This window comes from Citrobacter sp. UYEF32, from assembly GCF_040546205.1.
In the GTDB taxonomy this organism is placed as follows: Bacteria; Pseudomonadota; Gammaproteobacteria; order Enterobacterales; family Enterobacteriaceae; genus Phytobacter; species Phytobacter diazotrophicus.
The window spans coordinates 604,498-622,209 of sequence record NZ_JBEPNI010000005.1; the positions used below are offsets into that span (position 1 = coordinate 604,498).

15 protein-coding genes are annotated in these 17,712 nt (G+C 54.7%); 3 read left to right on the forward strand and 12 right to left on the reverse strand.

Annotated elements, in window-relative coordinates:
* Nucleotides 1-62: 62 nt before the first annotated feature.
* From pgaD to ABIB59_RS17470, 11 genes are all read right to left on the reverse strand, one after another.
* Complete coding sequence (gene pgaD, locus ABIB59_RS17420; protein ID WP_110294899.1) at nt 63-491, reverse strand: poly-beta-1,6-N-acetyl-D-glucosamine biosynthesis protein PgaD; 429 nt, start codon at nt 489-491, stop codon at nt 63-65.
* Nucleotides 488-1,822, reverse strand: coding sequence for a poly-beta-1,6-N-acetyl-D-glucosamine synthase (gene pgaC, locus ABIB59_RS17425; protein ID WP_354036322.1), 1,335 nt, complete (start codon nt 1,820-1,822; stop codon nt 488-490). Before pgaC ends, pgaD begins: the two co-directional genes overlap by 4 nt.
* Nucleotides 1,819-3,834 carry a poly-beta-1,6-N-acetyl-D-glucosamine N-deacetylase PgaB gene (gene pgaB, locus ABIB59_RS17430; RefSeq protein WP_335202133.1) on the reverse strand — a complete coding sequence of 672 codons (2,016 nt, stop codon included), beginning with the start codon at nt 3,832-3,834 and terminating at the stop codon, nt 1,819-1,821. The genes pgaC and pgaB overlap by 4 nt, the downstream gene beginning before the upstream one ends.
* An 8-nt stretch (nt 3,835-3,842) precedes the next feature.
* Nucleotides 3,843-6,305: a poly-beta-1,6 N-acetyl-D-glucosamine export porin PgaA gene (pgaA, locus tag ABIB59_RS17435; protein WP_079496822.1), complete on the reverse strand. Its 2,463-nt coding sequence runs from the start codon at nt 6,303-6,305 to the stop codon at nt 3,843-3,845.
* Between the two features lie 766 nt (nt 6,306-7,071).
* Entirely contained in the window at nt 7,072-8,487 is a 1,416-nt protein-coding gene (locus tag ABIB59_RS17440; protein WP_335202132.1) for a surface lipoprotein assembly modifier, read from the reverse strand.
* 53 nt (nt 8,488-8,540) lie between these two features.
* The gene (locus tag ABIB59_RS17445; protein WP_079496586.1) at nt 8,541-9,287 is read right to left on the reverse strand and encodes a Slam-dependent surface lipoprotein; all 747 of its coding nucleotides are present in this window, start codon (nt 9,285-9,287) and stop codon (nt 8,541-8,543) included.
* Nucleotides 9,288-9,638: 351 nt separating this feature from the next.
* Nucleotides 9,639-10,547 carry a LysR family transcriptional regulator gene (locus ABIB59_RS17450; RefSeq protein WP_071194901.1) on the reverse strand — a complete coding sequence of 303 codons (909 nt, stop codon included), beginning with the start codon at nt 10,545-10,547 and terminating at the stop codon, nt 9,639-9,641.
* Between the two features lie 98 nt (nt 10,548-10,645).
* Nucleotides 10,646-11,506: an ABC transporter permease gene (locus ABIB59_RS17455; protein WP_354036373.1), complete on the reverse strand. Its 861-nt coding sequence runs from the start codon at nt 11,504-11,506 to the stop codon at nt 10,646-10,648.
* Entirely contained in the window at nt 11,506-12,336 is an 831-nt protein-coding gene (locus ABIB59_RS17460) for an ABC transporter permease (protein ID WP_071194900.1), read from the reverse strand. Before ABIB59_RS17460 ends, ABIB59_RS17455 begins: the two co-directional genes overlap by 1 nt.
* 191 nt (nt 12,337-12,527) lie before the next feature.
* The gene (locus ABIB59_RS17465) at nt 12,528-13,667 is read right to left on the reverse strand and encodes an ABC transporter substrate-binding protein (protein ID WP_039079275.1); all 1,140 of its coding nucleotides are present in this window, start codon (nt 13,665-13,667) and stop codon (nt 12,528-12,530) included.
* Between the two features lie 29 nt (nt 13,668-13,696).
* Nucleotides 13,697-14,746, reverse strand: coding sequence for an ABC transporter ATP-binding protein (locus ABIB59_RS17470; RefSeq protein ID WP_354036327.1), 1,050 nt, complete (start codon nt 14,744-14,746; stop codon nt 13,697-13,699).
* A gap of 217 nt (nt 14,747-14,963) precedes the next feature.
* On the opposite strand from ABIB59_RS17470, the gene ABIB59_RS17475 reads away from it, so the two are divergent.
* From ABIB59_RS17475 to ABIB59_RS17485, 3 genes are read left to right on the forward strand one after another with little or no spacing between them, the layout of a single operon-like run.
* Entirely contained in the window at nt 14,964-15,734 is a 771-nt protein-coding gene (locus ABIB59_RS17475) for an MBL fold metallo-hydrolase (RefSeq protein WP_354036329.1), read from the forward strand.
* Complete coding sequence (locus ABIB59_RS17480; RefSeq protein WP_222555903.1) at nt 15,731-16,750, forward strand: LacI family DNA-binding transcriptional regulator; 1,020 nt, start codon at nt 15,731-15,733, stop codon at nt 16,748-16,750. The genes ABIB59_RS17475 and ABIB59_RS17480 overlap by 4 nt, the downstream gene beginning before the upstream one ends.
* A gap of 9 nt (nt 16,751-16,759) precedes the next feature.
* Nucleotides 16,760-17,524, forward strand: a complete 765-nt coding sequence (locus ABIB59_RS17485) for an inositol monophosphatase family protein (protein WP_354036331.1) — start codon at nt 16,760-16,762, stop codon at nt 17,522-17,524.
* On the opposite strand, the gene ABIB59_RS17490 is transcribed toward ABIB59_RS17485, so the two are convergent.
* Nucleotides 17,521-17,712: hypothetical protein (locus ABIB59_RS17490; protein WP_354036333.1), on the reverse strand; the 192-nt coding region annotated here is incomplete at its 5' end. The two genes, ABIB59_RS17485 and ABIB59_RS17490, sit on opposite strands and share 4 nt — an antisense overlap.

Genomic DNA, 17,712 nt, shown 5'->3' on the forward strand with positions numbered 1-17,712 from the left:
GGCACCGGCCACTGAGAAAGATCCACGCTTCGGCGTGGATCTATTCTCCCGACAAGACTGCCCTAGTTTTCTGCCAGCATTTTTGCCATCCATACACGGTCAATCGCACCGGTGTCATAATGGGCAAGGGTAAATACCTGAGCCCGACTCATCGCCTGCGCGAGTTCAGGTGTGATATTAAAGCTTGCCGCCACTTCATGCTCTTCAAGGCCGGGGCGACGCCGACGACGCTCAACGCGAAAACGTAGCTGGTTATATTTAGCCCAGCCGATAAGTGTCAGACCGATCATACAGGCCACCAGCAGATAGACGCTCAGGGTGCTGAGCGTGGTATAAAACGGCCGGACGCCCATAAAGGGATCGTGTTTTATCGCCACCACCAGCCCGCTATAGATCAGCCAGCAAAATCCCAGCCAGGCAACAAGCGTTAAAAACACATCAAGCATGCGCGGAAACAGACGCTGTTCAGTAAAAATTAACGGTTCGATCATGGTTTAATTCTCCCGATACCGCGGTCGGGGCTGACCCAACGCGCTCTGCTGCGTTTGCGCCGCAGCATCACTTTCGGGAAAGCCACCAGGGTTGTGAACAGGCTCAACATCCAGTACACCACCGGAAACCAGATAACCCAGAACAACGACGCCGCAATGCCTTTTTCATAGCGCCGTTCAATAAACAGGCTGACCGCGAATTGCAGCAGGCAAACGACGCCAAGCATCAGGCCAGTAAATGCGGGTGGAAAGAGATGCTGAACATGCAGTGAATCAGGCATAGGGATGACAAGCCCGATGAGAAACAGCACAATCGTCATCGCATAGGCAAATGCCCACACGCTGGACATACAAAACTCAATAAACAACGGCCACATGCGTCGATATTCCCAGCCCCACAGGCGACGCATATTGACAATAAAGACTTCGGCACCGCCCTGTGCCCAGCGCAGACGCTGCTTCCAGAGCCCTTTTAACGTCTCAGGCATCAGGATCCAACACAGCGCACGGGGTTCAAAAAAGATGGACCAGTGGCGCAGTTGCAACTTCCAACTGATATCAATGTCTTCGGTGATCATATCCGGGCTCCAGTAGCCCACCTCAGCCAGCGCCCGACGACGAAACGCGGCAATGACGCCGGAAACAGTAAAAACCTGCCCATAGACACGTTGGGTTCGCTTGATCAACCCGATGATTGATGAAAACTCACCGACCTGCACCCGCCCGATAAGCGTTGATCGCGTGCGAATACGCGGGTTACCGGTCACCGCCCCCACGCGCGGATGATTTAACAACGGCGCGACCATATATGCCGCCGCATCTTTATCCAGCAAGGCGTCGCCATCAATGCAGACCAGAAAATCACTGCGTGCTGCGGCGGCTCCGGCCGCAAGCGCTACCGCTTTGCCCTGGTTTTCCGCCAGATGGATGACCCGCAGCCGTGAATACTCTTCGGCCAATTGATCCAGCACAGCCCCCGTGTTGTCTTTCGAACCATCGTTAATGGCAATGACTTCGATATTGTCGTAACGCTGGGCCAGGGCGGCTTCGATGGTTTCCCGCGCATTCAGCCCTTCGTTAAAGCACGGTATAAGGATGGAAATCAGCGGATTTCCCGCAAGCGTTGGCGCAGGTGACCCTTCCCCCCATGGCCAGTAACGCTCACGATGAAACCAGAAATAGAGGCCACCGCTCATCCAAAGCGCAGACATAAACAGCGGCCAGAAAAAGACGAAATCCAGAATCACTTCACCCGTAAAGACCACCGCCACACCGAGCGGAAAACTGAACATCAGGCAAAGGATCAGGAATGCGATGATGCGATCGGTCATTTTTGTGGATACCAGTATGATGAGAAAGCGGGGCGTATCTCCGCCATCCGGGGTTGATCGTTGATGAAGTCATCCGGGTAATAGCCGTAGTTTTTGGCGCCGCTCAACCGAAGTTGTTGCATCCACCCGATAAGCATTTCATCACTGATGCCGTCCTGCCCTGCCCCTTTGCGCCAGTTACGCGCCTGCAACTCAAAGACCGTTTTCTCCATTGCGCCAGGGTAACGGGCCACGCGCCCGACCAGCCTGTCCAGCCAGTCGTTCGCGTCTTTCGGCGAAATATCTTCCATCAACGGCATCGCCATCGGTGCCGTCCAGTCATAGGTGCCAAGGAAATCATTCAAATTTTGGGCAAACCAGGTTTCGCTCTTTGGCTCCAGCACCGGCATCGCGTAGATATTGCGCGCCGTTTTCACCTGCGGGCCGCGTATGGATCGAACGGTTTGCGTGAGTTGTTCGGTGAAATCAATCAGCGCCCGGCTTTTAAAGCGCGTCCAGCGCTCAAGTAGCTGGGGATTGGCACGAATTTGCGCAATGTCGTGAGGAAACCCGGCTGCGCGATACGCGTCCAGCGCTGCCGGAGAGGCATCTTCATAGTCCGTCAGAAACGCATCATCGTGGAACAAAATGCCCTGAAAGCTGGCATGGCGAGCCAAATCTTCGTAGATATCGTTGATCCGCTTACGGGCCACGGGGCTCCAGGGTGAAAGCCGCGCATAGTGCCTGCTGTCAGGCGCTGTACGCCCGGCGCCCGGCGACCATGCCATCACACGTGGAACAGAGGCATCAAGATTGAAAGCCAGCACCGGCATCCAGGCATAGACACTCACAGCCGCGCGGGTCTGGAGTTGCCATGCGACAAAGTTGAATAAATCGGCGCGCATCGGCAGCCAGCGGTTCGGGAAATAGAGCGCCTGCACATTGCCATCCCCTTTCGGGTCGGCATAGGCCTGCAAAAATACGTGCGTGATATGCATATCAAAGACGCGCTGAATGAGCGCATCGATATTTTTACGCTGCTGCGCGGGGTTTTTGTCATACACATAATCCAGGTCGATGTGCATAACCCTCATAGACTCAGGCTCTCTGACCTGCGCGACCTGGTCGGCAAACTCACGAAGCGACGGATTACCAGTGATAAGCATACGGGGTATGTCGTCCAGTTTTGCCGCATTGGCCAGGCCCTGATTGAGGGTAAAAGCCATCTGATAACCCTGCTGCTTCGCCAGCCTCAACGTGGTGCCACTCGCCGCACCATACGGCCAGACCCACGCGCGCGGTGAATGTCCCGTCACCTCGGTAATTTTCCGGCTGATATGCACAAGGTCAGCGCTCATGCGTTGCTCAAACTGGCTATCCGTTTCGTACTGCCCGGTGGCGTCATTGAATCCGCGATTTGCCGCGGCAGGCTCGCGGCTGCCCTGCGGATTCGCTTGTTGCCCATAGTGCGAAGCCCAGGTGTGTGCGCCAATCTCCACCAGCGACGACTGGCTGGCTTCGCGTACCATTTGCCAGGTCGCAAATTTATCGCGTGGCGTCTTTAGCCCGCCAAAATCAATCGGAACATTGGCTGGCGCATCTACCCAAATGCCGACAGGTGCCCATAAGGCATGCCATTTATAGGATTTGAGCAGCGGTAAAACACGTTTGATAAAGCTGCTGTAACCGTCATCAAAGGTCAGCAGTACTGCTTTCGGCGGCAGGACACTCTTGCCGGCGTGAGCATCGAGCACCTGCTGCACGCTTATCGGGTGGTAGCCATTAACATGCAGCCAGGCAAACTGATCGTTAAGCGCACTGGTGCGCACAGAAAGATAGCGCTGATCCGCGGCGTTATCCTCCACGTCGTGGTACGCCAGCACCAGGAAGCTGTTTTTTGGCCAGGGCTGTTCCGCGTAGAGTGGCGCCCGCGCTGAGGGGGAAAGGTAGCGTGGCGCTGGCGCGCTGGCACACACGTTTGCCAGTATCCACCCTGCGATCACAATGACGATGCGTAGCCAGTGTTTAAACATGCGTGTCCTTAAAATCTGATATTCAGATCAAAAGCGAGGGCGATATTTCGCTCACGCTTGCCATCGTAAGGACGTTTGTCCCAGGAGAGCGTCACCCCGGCATCCACTACGTTATTCCATTGAATGCGCTGCCCGTAGCCAAGCTGAGTAATGGCACCGCTATTGTGTCCTTGTTGCCAGTAGCCCCCCGCGCCTACGATAAACTGCTGTTTCCAGACGGTATCGTAATGGTGATACATCACGTGCTCCGCGCGCAGGCCCGCAACGGCTGAAACGTCACGTTTGGGGTTGTAATAAGGCGCATTGTCTTTGCTGTTGTGGCTACCGTTGATGGCGGGGATGAAATCCAGCGTAAAACGCGGCCGGGTCCACAGCCGCTCTTTGCCGCTGATGCCGTACTCCAGGCGATCATTGCCGTCCGTAAAATGGGCGCCCGCCAGTGAAAAATGGTATTCGCGACGTTCATTGTGATACCAACGCAGCCAAAGGTCGCCGCCGTTGGAACTTACGCCATTGCGTAACGCACGCAGCGGCGTATTACGCGATAACCGCTCCGCCGAACCACCCACCCGCCAGTTGTCATTAAAATCGTGCCAGGCAGACAGGCGTCCACCGACTTTCTGCCCGTCGCCGTAGTTATGCCCGGACACTTCCAGTTCGGCCCAGTTATCCCGTGAGGTCCACTCCGCACCGGCGCCAATATCGCGGTTAATCCCCTTGCCTTCTTCAAACTCACCGCTGGCAAAGTTATAGCCCGCAAAGAGTCGCCAGTTATCGTTTATGGGCGGGCTGTACAGGGTGGTGTTCAGGGTGAAATCATGTTTGCCGCTAATGGGGCTGTCCGACGAAATCCCCTGCGTGCCGCTGATACGCAGCTCCGCTTTATTGTGTACCGCCAGCAGGCGTTCGAGCTGACGGGTGGCGAAATCATCGGGACTGCGTGCGACCACATCACTGGTCAGTTCATTGGCCTGCCGCCACTCCTGCAATTCCAGCGCCGTCGAGGCCTGCTGTCTCTCCAGCGCCAGGTTGGTGGGTTCAATGACCTCAGCAAGCTTAAGTTCGCGTTCTGCCGCGTGCGGGAGGCCCCGCGCCAGCAAGACCGACGCTAAAGCAATACGCAGATCCTGATTACCCGCAGCCTTGCTCACCAGCGTTTGCGCTTGTTTTTGTGCGGCAGCTAAGTCATTGGTTGCCGTGAAATAGTCGATAAGCAATGACTGACCGAGCAGCCAGTTATCGTTAGGTTGCGGTGTGGGTGAACCCTCGAAATAGATGAAGTAAGGGCTTTTACTGATGTAGGTGTCCAGTTGCTGCTTTGCTTTATCGAAGTGATTATTGTCGAGACGTGCATAGAAAAGGTCTTGCTGGTCATCCATGGTGAGCGGCATCACCGCGACAGGGCCATGCGGGTAGAAAACCGCTTCCAGCATTGATTCCGCTTTATCAGGCTGTCGCTCGGCAAGCCAGGCAGAGGCAACCCAGCGCCGGGCATAATTGGGGACGTGTTGTCCATCGGCCTCCAGCGCTTCATATTCGGCAATGACCTCAGCACTGCGTTTGCGAATCACCAGGGCACCCAGTCTGTCGATTCTGGCGCGCCGCACATCCTTTTGCGCCTCGGGGTTATCTTTCCAGGCAGCGATGAAGGCGTCATAGCGGGCAAGCGCCTGATCGGCCACCAGATAACGTTCTTCTTCGTTGCGGGCGGGCGTAAACGCCGCGCGTACTGTCTGGGCGGCGGCATCGAGTTCAAGCTGGCGGGTGATCGCATCGGACTGCGGGTTGCGCTCGTAAAGCGACAGCGCGGGGCCGGCTATCCGGTTAGCCGTCATGGCAGACAACAGTGTCGGCACCACATTTTTGCTTGCCGGTGAATCCGCATCAACGCGGGTCGCGGCGAGTAACGCATCCCAGTTTTTACCCTGCGCCTTGTAAACATAAGCCAGCAGCGCATCGCGTTCCGGCCCAGGAGACTGCTCTGCCCACTGCTGTGCGGCGGTAATGGCCTCTTCGTTACGCCGGGCATCGGCGAGGGTCATTATCCATCCGGTTCGCGCGTCATTGTTGTCGGGCTCCTCACGTAAAACGCGCTCCCAGACATTCAGTGATTCATCCCACTTTTTCAGATTGCGCAGGGCGCGTGCCACGGCGATTTGTCCGCGGACCGGAATGACCATTTTGTCCTGATAGCGGCCCCATACTTCCAGCGTCTGTGCATCGTTATCTGCCCAAGCGGATACCTGTAGCCAGTCGGCAACTTGCTCTGGCGTCAGCGGCGCAGTTTGCTCGCGGGCAGTGAGATACGTCAGCAGCGGCTGGCGATCCCCTTTTCGTGCCTGAATAATCAGCTCATCGTAGGCAGGGTTCGCGCCATAGGCGAAAAATGGCAACATCATGCTCACCGCAAATAAGCAGGTTCCTGATTTAAACCGTTTCACTGAATTAACACGCCGATGAAGAGTAACCATAACCATCCCTGCACCTTTATATCGAAAGTGAGCATTTCATTAATTTATTGCCGCAATATGACGAAAAATTAATAAATACACCAGACCTACAAATGCATGACGAAATAAAAAAATATCATACTTTTCTCCTATTTTTATTTATTAAAATGCAAACTATGGCAAGCAATAAAATAAATAAAAATGCTTACAAACGTTAGCCTCACTATTTTAATTTTGCCATAAGAAAATAAAAAAATATTATTACGCCACAATAGAAATAACGCCAACCGCCTCAAACCCCAGACAGGCCGGGGATGCAGTCAGTCTGTACAGGTCATGGTGATGATGGCATTACCGGTGGCTATGCACTCCAGAGGATTATTCATTCCGGGACTCATGAATTACACGTTTCAGCACCTGAAATCGTGGGCTTCTTTGCTAACGCTTTACTGAAATAGGAATGTTGCGACATATCAGGGGGCAATCATTTTATAGGGAGGAAATCATTTTCTGTATTACCGACATACATCACAAAATTTCGAGATTATGGGATTAGCCAATCGCTAATAAAAAGCATGCTGTTATTGCCAGTATGGGCGCGACATTATTTTTTACCGGCCAGGTATTGTAACACTCACCTTCTCACCGTGACGGTGAAAAACACGGGGCCGGTTCCCCGGCGCTTACCGGGGAGAGAACAATGTACCTATTAAGCCGATTGCAGAACCTGTGGCGACATCGGTGCAATCGATGATGTGGCCGCTATTACCGTTTAACGTGCAGATATTCAGAAATTTTTATCAAGTGACAACGTCATATTTCGCTGGCGATAGTCATAAAAGTCGATATTACTGTCCACATGCTTATAGCTGAAATTCAGTTTCGGCATCACCCCAAAGAAATAGAGATCGCGATGCCAGACCGAGAGGTTATAGATCTGTTCGCTATCTTTACGGCGGGTAGCAAAGATTTCGCTGTCGGCCTGGTAGTCCCGGCGCGCAAACGCTGAACCGGCAGAAAACGAGATCTGCCAGGGTAAATCCACCTGTATTCCTCCACGTATGGCCACCCGGTGACTGGACTCGCTTTTAACAAAAGTTTGCTGATCGAGAAAATCGATGCCCGCATAGGTGGAAACCCGGCTACTTAATGCATGGGATAACGTCGTTGATGTGTAACGGTTATAGCCGCGAAGAAAACGGTAAGCATCATCATCGTAAGACAATTTCTGATACTCAAGCGCCTGACTCACCTGCCAGGTGGGCGACAACAGATAGCTGTACTCTGCACGCACGCCCGGACCAGAGGAGTAATTCTCGGTGCCGTACCAGCGTTTTTCATAAAAGGGCAGCAGCGCAAACTGCTGGCGGAAATCGCGCCACTGATATCCGGCATAGAGACGGCTGGTGATGTCATCAAACTTGTGGTTATTCCAGTAGCTTTTCCCGTTCACGGTAGCCAGAAAGCGCAGCCCGTGTTGATCATAAAGCTGCACATCCTTTTGCATCGCACCGCTAAACCACAGCCCCTCTCCCCGTTGCGGGAAGCTGTCTTTATTACGGATAAACAGACGGTCGCCAACGCGGATCGTTTTGCCTGAAGACGCATTGTTCACGTTACTGTCGTTGAGATAGCTGACACTCAACGTCCCCGTTAGCGCGTTGCCTTTCTGAATGCGTTCAAGATATTGCGCAATAACACGTTGAATATTATCCGGTGGGCTGCTTTGCAGTACCCGACGAAATTGATATTCCGCCGCATCATACTGATGATTTTCAAACATCGCGCGTGCCAGATCGAGCCGCACCGCGGCAAATTCAGGGTGCAGGCTGAGAATGGCACGGTAATGGTCAATGGCCTGAGCATAATTGCCCTGACTGCGGGCAAGCCCCGCTTTTGCGAAGTGAATCAGCGTGTTATCCGGGTTTGGCGACGCCTCGTAAACCGGCAAAATCGCGCTGACTACCTGCCATTGCCCGTCCCGCACGGCCTGATCGAGCAACGCCATCGCCAGCGCGGGCTGTTCAGCCAGTTGAACGTTTGTCACATGCCGCGTCTTTCCACGGGATGGTGTGGAGGTATCCGGTGTCGTCAGACGTTCAAAATGGGGAGCGGCGGGAATAGCGTTCGTTTCTGGCGGTGCGGCAAAGGCGGCACCAAATGGGCAAAGCACACTCAGTGCCCCAATACGCAAGACATTCATAAATTACTTACCATCAGAAAATCACCGGCCAGGCGGGCTGGCCGGAAACATATTTACTGGCGTGTTGCACCAAAGGAGGCGTTTTTGCTGCTGTCGGCGAACTGGGCAAGACCACCCAATTCCTGTGCTGCCGGGCCGTTGAAATGACCAACAAACGTCCCGTTCTGCCCGCCTGATTGCGCATTGCCGGAGAAACCACCGTTAGCAATGTTGCCCTGCATCGTCACTGCACTGCCGAAGGTATCGCTGGCGGCAATGTTTCCGTTGATGGTTTTGGCGCCAAAATCAATATTGAAGGTGGCATCGCTACGATTGCTCTCACGCAGGCCGTTACCAACGTACGTTGCCGTGCCTTGTGTCGGTACATTGGCGACCGCGGTCGCATCACCAGTGTAGAAAACATCATGTTGACCAGTTTCGAAACTTGTCCAGGTACCGAATGTAGTGTAGCTCATACGACCACAGCACCAGGATGTTGCCGAAACGGGCGTACCGTCCGTGCGTACAAGTCTCTGGGTTTGCACATAGCCTGCGGAGATCCCCGTACCACGCATGGTATAGGCAAACCCTTGCGGCGTGGTGTAGGTATAACCAGAAAGGGTCCCGCCGGTTGCAAGACTCGCGGGAGCCTGGGAAGGGGTTTCAGGTGTACTGCCGGTATTGGTATTGCCGTTATCGGTTTGAACCGGTGTCGTGGTTTGCGCAGGCGCTCTGTCATCGCCCCCACCGCCGCCGCCACCGCCACCACATGCGGTCAGAAATAAGGCTGTCAGTAATACGCCAGGTTTTATACTCTTCATGAGCCAAACATCCTTTGTTGTGAAGAAATTCGTAGAATTTGTAACATAATCTTTATGAATAAATTTACGTCAAAAATAATGGCATCTCTAACAGAGATTCGCTTCACGATTAACTCTAAGATTAATCTTAACAACGACTTACTTATTTTTGGTAGGTTTTAACGCCATTGTTTTTTAATTTGACTTAAGGGGATGTTGAGCGGCAGTTTATTTTTATCGGTTTTATGGTGACAAAAATAATAAGGTGTCTGGACGGGTCATGACTGCCCTATCCAGAAAGAGAAATAGACAAACGTGGCAATTTAGCGCGTTATTACCCGAAATCAGCCTGGCTCTGTTTCTGTTCCCGACTTATCGCTCCCAGGGGGCAGGCTCGGCAAACTTCTCCAGCAGAAAATCAATAAAGGCCTTAATGCGCGGCGTCTGCATCAGGCGTGTGGGTGTGACGGCGTGAATAAAACTCTCCTGCACCGGATAATCAGGCAGGACAATCTGCAAGCGCCCGGCCTTGAGATCATCGGCAACATGCCAGACAGACTGGAGTGAGATCCCCCGTCCATATACCGCCGCGTCACGTAACAATTCACCGAAGTTGCTCTCGATCTTACTGTTTATTTTTACCCGAAAGGTTCCCTCGCCAGGGGCGAGCAATGTCCAGATATCCCGCTTGCCGTCGGCGTCCGTCATCAGTAATCCGTCATGCGCTTCGAGTTCGGCAGGATGCTGCGGCACACCGCGTCGCGCCAGATAGGACGGCGACGCCACCAGCACGCGCCGGTTTGGCGCGATCCGTCGCGCGACCAGGCTTGAGTCTTTAAGATTGCCAATGCGGATAGCGAGGTCGTACCCCCCTTTTACCAGATCGACCACTTCATCACTGAGGTGCGCCACAAAATTGACGTCCGGATGTAACGACTGAAATTCCGCCAGCAGCGGCGAAATGTATAAACGCCCGAAGGACGCTGACATCGTGACTCTGATAGTCCCGGTCACTTCGGAGCGGCTGGTATGCAAACTCTCGCCAAGGGCATTTAACGCCTCGATCAACGGCCGCCCCTGTGATGCCAGCAATTCCCCTTCCGGGGTGGGATAAAGACGCCGGGTTGTACGGTTGAGGAGCCTGGCCCCCAGGCTCTCCTCCAGGCGTTGTATTCGCTTGCTGGCCACCGCCAGAGAGAGATTTTCACTGCGTGCGGCGGCGCTGATGGAGCCTAAATCCACCACCCGCAGGAAAAGCGAAATGTCACTGATGCGCTCCATAAATTCTCAATTTGTCGTCGATAATAATTTTGCATTGTAGTGATTTATTTGATGAAGGCGCAATGGCACGGGCCGTTTCCCGCCCTGCCATTTCGGGCTTACCCTTTCCCCAGTTTTGACAACATCTCCGGGCGCATAAATTTATGAATGACCAGCATAAACAGCAGCGACGGCACCAGCAAAATCAGGGCGGTAATGGACGACACCTGATAGTTCCCCGACATACTGGCGTTATACAGCAGCAGCGGTAAGGTGGTGATGTCCGGCGCACCAACGAAAAAGGTGCCGGTAAACTCATCGAGCGATTCGAGGAAGACAAAAATACTGGCGGCGATAATGCCCGGCGAGGCCTGCGGCAGCACGATATGCCAGAAGGTGTAGACTGGCCCGGCCCCGAGATTCCGTGACGCCCTCGCCAGCAGCGGATCCACGGCGGAAAATGCCGCCACGCAAATCCATACCGAGTACATCAGGCCGTGTACGCTGTGCACCAGCACCACGCCGGCTACCGTGCCATTGAGACCCCACTGATAGAACAGCCGGGCGATATTCATATATACCGTCAGGTTCGGGAACGCCTGCGGAATCAAAAACAGCAGCATAAACAGCACCCGCAGCGGCATCCCGCGTCGTGAGAGCGCATACCCCGCCGGAACCGAAATCAGCAGGCAGACGGCCACCGACAACACGGCGATAAACACGCTGGTGAGCAGCGAGCCGGAGACATCACTATAGGGGCTGAACACCTGATACCAGTATTTCAGCCCCCACTGACCGGGCAGCGCATGAGGGAAAAACCAACTCTCCGCCACCGTCCAGATAAGTAAATTCAATAACGGGCCAAACATCGCCAGCAGCATAAAAAGTAACAGCAGCGTTTGCAGAGGCAGGCTGGCGCTCAGTTTCCTGCGCCCTTTCGTAAGCCATGTTCCCGGTAATGTCATTATTGCCTCTTTCATCATTCGCCTCCCTTCTGTTGCAGACTGTGGCGCAGATAGAACCATGACAGCGCGCCACAAATCAGTAGCGACACCACGCCAAGCGCGTTTGCCACGGCATAGTCACCGTAGGAGTTAACGCGAAACGCCATATCCACGGTCATCATCGTTGGCGTCCCCACACCGATCATCAGCGGCACGGACAGCACCGACATCATGGTCACGGTGGAGAGCACCAGCGCCACGCCGATGGCGGGTAATACCTGCGGCAGGATGATGTCGAACAGAATACGTGGACGCGAGGCCCCAAGATTTCGGGCGGCCAGTATCTGTGACTGCTCCAGCGCCGCCATCGCGCCGCAGATAAGCAGCGTGGCGAACGCCAGTTGTTTCCAGACAAAGGTGATGATGATCCCTTTCCAGCCCAGCCAGGAGACGGTCTCCAGCGGCGTAAAGAGATCGGTTGCCACCAGTGCATTGTTCATCAGGCCGTTTTTCGCCAGAAAAGTGCGCATCATCTGCGCGGCCACAATAAAGGGGATAAACAGCGGCAGGCGGTACAAAAACCCCAGCATCCGCACAATGGGCCGACAGGGTGACAAGGTGATCACCGCCGAGAGGGTGATGGAAATCACCGCCAGCAGCGCGACTGAAATCAGCACAATCACCAGCGTAAAGGCAATATCGCTGGAATAGAGCGCGTAGACTTTACTGAAATGAGCCAGCGTTAGCTTTCGGGCATCGTCAGTAAACGCGGCAACCAGCGAGAACCCCAGCGGATATAAAAAGAGTACGGCGATCATCAGCGCGGCAGGCGCGACCAGTAACACATTTTTCAACGAACGGCGCATAGCAAAACCTGGTGTCAGAAAAAAAGCTCAGGGCGACGTCGTGTCGCGCCTGAACATTGACGGTATACCCTCAATAATTCCAGTTGCAGGCAGGCGGCAAACGAGTAAATCCCGATGAGCTTACGTCGGTAAGTGATTCGGGTGAACGCGTGTAGCCAACGCACCTGCAACTTGAAGTATGACGGGTATGATTAATTGGCGACCTGGCTTTCATAGCCCTCTTTTATGTCGTCAAAGTAAGGGGTAATCGGGAAGCTTTTGCCGTAATCCGCCAGCGCTTTCGGCGAAATTTCCGCAAACAGTTTCTGCCAGGTCGCCGGATCCAGCTTCGGCTTCACATGTTCGGCATCAATACCCGGGTACCAGTTAAACTGTTTCACAATGCCTTGCGCCTGTACGTCCGGGCTGGTTGCCAGCTCGATAAACTCACGCGCAAGCTGCGGATTTGCCGCCTTTGCCGGGGTGACGTAGTACATCGGTTGCCCTGGCATACCCGGCGAAAGCAGCGTCAGTTTGATGGACGGCGGCAGTTTGCCCTGATCTTTCCAGCTATAGAACATATCCACCCACACCGGCCCCATCGTGATCTCGCCACGGCTGAGCATATCGAGCGTCCCGGCATTGCCTGGCGTGAAGGTCACGTTCTTGTTGAATGCCTTTAACTTCTCGAACGCCTGACTCCAGTTTTTCTCCACGCCTTTGTCGTAAGGCAGTGCGGACAGACGCTGAGCATCCGTACCATAGGCGTACATCCAGCCCACCACAAAGCTCACGCCGGACATACCATTCTTGATCCCGTTATAGCCAAAGGCCTGCGGGTTTTTCTGCGCCCAGTTCACCAGCTCATCGTAGGAGGCAGGCGGGGTTTTGATCGCTTCACTGTTCCAGGCGATAGCGGTCTGGCTTAAAAACATCGGCATTACGTAACCGTCGACATTCACGCCGAGGGCATTTTTCGCGTTATCCGCGCTCACCATGCTGCCGGTGCTGATCTGCTGACGGTATTTCGCAAGCAGCCCCTTTTCCACCAGTTCGCCACCGGCTTTTTGGTGAACGACCGCCACATCAATATCCCAGGTTTTCGCGTCGCTCTCTTTTTGCGCGGTCAGTTTCTCGATGATTTTGTTCGAACCGGCATCGCCCGGACCGGTGCCCACCACCTGGACTTTGACGCCAGGATGCGCCGCTTCAAATTTCGGCCCCAGCCAGGTTTTTACGTAATCCACCATATTCTGATCGCCTGCTGTGGCAACGTTCAGGATGGTGTCGGCCTGTGCGCCGTAGCTCAAAAACAATGCAGTCACTACCGCAGCTTTCGTTTTAATAAACATGGTCTATCCCCAAAATGAACACGATGATGTCAACTTGCTTGTGATGATGGAAAAATATGTAACGCGGGTGCCGGGACGTGGAGCCGGACGGTTGACTGCGCGGGCCAGCACTGTGTTGAATCCGCCAGTAACAGTCGATCCTGGCAGCGCACGCTGTGGCGATATAAATTGCCAAGAAACGCACTTTGCTCGACAACGCCATTGAGCGTTAACCCCTCTTCTGGGGTGCCCGTACTTAATGCACTGAGTGCCGCATCGGCGCTGCGAAAATAAAGAGTGCGGTCACGGAAATCGTCGGCTGAATATTTCCCCTGGGTACGCAGGGAAATATTCAGCACGGCAAAGAGTTCGTTTGCGGGAATTTTATTATCGGCCCCCATAAAATCGGCAACAAAAGGCGTTGCCGGACGCTGATAAATATCCTCCGGGGTGCCTATCTGCTCGATTCGGCCATTATTTAACACCGCAATACGATCGGCCATTACCAACGCTTCCTGCTGATCGTGAGTAACAATTAATGAGGTGAATCCGAGGCGTTTTTGCAGCGCCTTAATTTCATGACGCACATTGAGGCGGACTTTGGCATCGAGGTTCGACAGGGGTTCATCGAGCACCAGCACGTCGGGTTCGATCGCCAGGGCACGCGCCAGAGCGACACGCTGGCGCTGGCCGCCGGAAAGTTCTGTCACCTTCACATCCGCAAGACCGGTGAGATTGACAATGTTCAGCAGATCCGTAACCCGGCGGTCAATGTCGTCGCGGCGCCATTTGCGCAGCTTTAACCCGTAGCCAATATTGCGCGCCACCGTCAGGTGCGGCCACAATGCGTAGCTCTGAAACACCATGGTGATATTGCGCTGCTCTGGCGCGCTGTGGGTAATATCGCGATGGGCAACGGCAATCTCCCCGCTTTGTACCGGAATAAAACCGCACAGCGCATTTAACAGTGTGGTTTTTCCACAGCCCGACGGGCCCAGCAGGGCAATCATTTCCCCTTTTTCGACCTGCAGATCGATATTATGCAGCACGACCTTATCGCCATAGCTAATTTTAAGACCGCTTATCTGTAAATAACTCATATTCGCTACCCAAAAAATCGCTGCTTATTTTTTCACGCCGATGAACACGTGTTCATTCGAATGTAAAAAAAATGCAATGTTGACTCGACATTATGTGAGCCTACTTTGTCGGGTATTTGTGACAATTTAATTAAGACTCTGGTCATCAGGCTATTTTATTTGTCCGTTTGGCCCAGGGCAGTGCTCAGAAGCCTAAAAAATTTTTGGTGAGGGAAAAATGAAAATCGATGTTCTTGGCTGCGGTAGCGCTTTCTCCGGTGAACAAAATACCTCTGCGCTGCGGGTCATTGACGAGGCGAACCGGCAATGGTTGATTGACTGCGGCCCCACGATTCCCCGTGCACTCTGGCAGCGCGGAGGGGATATCAACGATATCGACGTTATCTATTTCACCCATGTCCACCCGGATCACTGCGTCGGGCTGACGGCTCTGCTGAACTACTGGAAAAGCTTCTCGCGCCAGAAACCGCTGGTTATCTATTGTCAGCCACAGCAGCGCCCGGTACTGATGCAACTGGCGGCGCTGGCTAACTGGCCGCAGACCACCCTGAGTTTCGATCTCGACTGGCGCGACACCACCGACGCATGGCACTGGCACGACTGGCATATTCGCACCGCCAAAACCCGGCATGAACTGACCAACCGCGCCATTCGCATTACCTTTGGCGGGCGGACGCTGTTTTATAGCGGCGACGGTCGCCCGACGGCGGCGTCCATCGCGTTAATGGCCGGGGCCGACCTCGCCTTTCAGGAGTGCGCTTCACTGACCGCGCTCAGCGACGATGCCTCACACGGCGATTTCCCCTCCTGTCTGGCGCTTTTCCGGCAACTGGCTATCCCGGCTTTTGGGCTCTACCACTGCTATGACGCGATACTCGATGATCTTAAGACCGCCTGTCAGCCCTGGGATGGCCTGTTTGTCAGTCACGACGGCCTCCAGTTGCCACTGGATACGCCCCAGAGTGACGGTGAGGAACGCCCGGCATGAGCACCCTGCCTCGCAAACAGAGCGTGACCGCGCAGGATGTCGCCCACCGGGCGGGCGTCTCGCGGGCGGTGGTCTCCCGCGCGCTCAGCAATAACGGCAGTATCTCTCCCGACACCCGTGAGCGTGTATTGCGCGCGGCAGAGGAGCTCGGCTATCAGGTCAATTTCCTCGCCCAGGGGCTGAATCGCCGCCGCAGTCATCTGATTGGGGTCATGGTCTCGCGCATCAGCGATCCGTTTCGCAGTAGTTTGCTTGACGCTCTGCTTGGCGAGATCCAGCGTCGCGGTTTTCAGGCTCTGGTGAGTGAAATTCGCAGCGAGCAGGATCTGGCCCGCACGCTGCGCCGCTTTGCCCAGTTTCGCGTCTCCGGGGTCATCGTCACCTCCGGGCAACCACCGGAATCACTGGTCAACGAGTGCGTTTCGCAACAGATCCCGGTGGTGGGCATCAACCGTCAGCCGGATATCCCGTTTGTGGATTATGTCTGTTCCGACAATGTCTGCGGCGCGACGCTCGCCGCCGGGCAACTGGTCGGCAATGGCTGCCGACGTTTCGGCTGGCTCAATACGTCTCACTCCACCTGGGCCGGGCGGATGCGTGGCGATGCGTTTTATCAGGCGTTGCAGGCACTCGGTGTGGATACCACGCGCGATCTGCAGGCGCTCATCGCCCCTACGGAGGGGTACGACGGGGGTGTTCAGGCGGCTTTAAGCGCAGATGCGAATCTTGAGGGCATCTTCTGTGCCAATGCGCAGCTCGCCTGCGGTTTTCTTGACGGGATGCGCCAGCGTGGCAGACACGCCCCGGACGATTTTCAGCTCATTGGTTTTGACAATACGCCACAAACGGCGCAATACAGTTATCAACTGACCACCCTGCATCAGGATGTTGCGGAAATTTCCCGCCAGGCTTTAACCCGCCTGCTGGAACGGGCCGACGATCCGCAACAGCCTTCGCGCACGACATGGGTGGATGTGCAATTAATTCATCGGCGCACGTCGCCATTATCTCAATAAGAGCAGGCCATGACGGAAGAACAGCAACAGTCATTATGTGCATTGATTCGCCAGTTGGGCGCACAGGCGCAGGCATTACGTAACGCGGGGTTACAGGTCGATAAAAAGGCTCGCCAGGATTTTGTATCTCATGCGGATCTGTTTGTCGAAAAGGAGGTCAAAAGCTGGCTCAACAGCCACTGCCCACAGGATGGTTTCCTCGGAGAAGAGAGTGGTCTGCAAGGGGGTGAGCAAGGTACCTGGGTGCTCGACCCTATCGACGGGACCACCAATTATATTCAGGGGATGGATTACTGGTGTATTTCGCTGGCTTATGTTCGCCATAACGTGATTGAACTGGGGATTGTCTATGCCCCGGATCGTGATGAGTTTTTCGTTGCCCGCCGTGGCAAGGGAGCGTTTCTTAACGAACAGCGTTTGACGTTGCGCGAGCCGGATCCGGATACGGTGATTATTGGGATGGGGCGCTCGAGCCGCGCGCCGGTGGAAAACTACACCCGCACGATTGCCCGTGTGATCAATGCAGGTATGGAGTATCGCCGGTTTGGCGCCGGGGCGCTGATGCTGGCCCACGTCGCCACCGGGCAGGTGCACGCCTATTATGAGGAGCATATGAATAGCTGGGATGCGCTGGCGGGACTGTTGCTTATCGTTGAAGCAGGCGGTACCAGTAATGCGTTTCTCGCCGACAACGGGCTGATCAATGGCAATCTGGTGCTGGCCGGTTGCCTCGATGTGCAGGCACGTCTTTCCGCTCTGCTGGTTGGTCACTAACCTCTTCCTGCAAGAAACTCCCCGGTGGCGCTGCCGCTTACCGGGGCTACTCGCTCGTTTTCCCGCATGACAACCACAGCGACAACTTTGTAACCCCCTGGCGCAGAGCGTGCAGCGAGGGGGTTGAGTCCCCGCTGAAATCGGTGAGACGAAGACCCGATGGCAAGGTCAGGCCGCCAGGGATGGCG

What these genes read in the sequence shown, in the direction of transcription:
- ABIB59_RS17475 (WP_354036329.1), top strand. Translation starts at nt 14,964, where the DNA reads ATGAAAATCGATGTTCTTGGCTGCGGTAGCGCTTTCTCCGGTGAACAA.
- ABIB59_RS17450 (WP_071194901.1), bottom strand. Translation starts at nt 10,547, where the DNA reads ATGGAGCGCATCAGTGACATTTCGCTTTTCCTGCGGGTGGTGGATTTA.
- ABIB59_RS17445 (WP_079496586.1), bottom strand. Translation starts at nt 9,287, where the DNA reads ATGAAGAGTATAAAACCTGGCGTATTACTGACAGCCTTATTTCTGACC.
- pgaB (WP_335202133.1), bottom strand. Translation starts at nt 3,834, where the DNA reads ATGTTTAAACACTGGCTACGCATCGTCATTGTGATCGCAGGGTGGATA.
- ABIB59_RS17440 (WP_335202132.1), bottom strand. Translation starts at nt 8,487, where the DNA reads ATGAATGTCTTGCGTATTGGGGCACTGAGTGTGCTTTGCCCATTTGGT.
- pgaC (WP_354036322.1), bottom strand. Translation starts at nt 1,822, where the DNA reads ATGACCGATCGCATCATCGCATTCCTGATCCTTTGCCTGATGTTCAGT.
- ABIB59_RS17460 (WP_071194900.1), bottom strand. Translation starts at nt 12,336, where the DNA reads ATGCGCCGTTCGTTGAAAAATGTGTTACTGGTCGCGCCTGCCGCGCTG.
- ABIB59_RS17485 (WP_354036331.1), top strand. Translation starts at nt 16,760, where the DNA reads ATGACGGAAGAACAGCAACAGTCATTATGTGCATTGATTCGCCAGTTG.
- ABIB59_RS17470 (WP_354036327.1), bottom strand. Translation starts at nt 14,746, where the DNA reads ATGAGTTATTTACAGATAAGCGGTCTTAAAATTAGCTATGGCGATAAG.
- ABIB59_RS17480 (WP_222555903.1), top strand. Translation starts at nt 15,731, where the DNA reads ATGAGCACCCTGCCTCGCAAACAGAGCGTGACCGCGCAGGATGTCGCC.
- pgaA (WP_079496822.1), bottom strand. Translation starts at nt 6,305, where the DNA reads ATGGTTACTCTTCATCGGCGTGTTAATTCAGTGAAACGGTTTAAATCA.
- pgaD (WP_110294899.1), bottom strand. Translation starts at nt 491, where the DNA reads ATGATCGAACCGTTAATTTTTACTGAACAGCGTCTGTTTCCGCGCATG.
- ABIB59_RS17465 (WP_039079275.1), bottom strand. Translation starts at nt 13,667, where the DNA reads ATGTTTATTAAAACGAAAGCTGCGGTAGTGACTGCATTGTTTTTGAGC.
- ABIB59_RS17455 (WP_354036373.1), bottom strand. Translation starts at nt 11,506, where the DNA reads ATGAAAGAGGCAATAATGACATTACCGGGAACATGGCTTACGAAAGGG.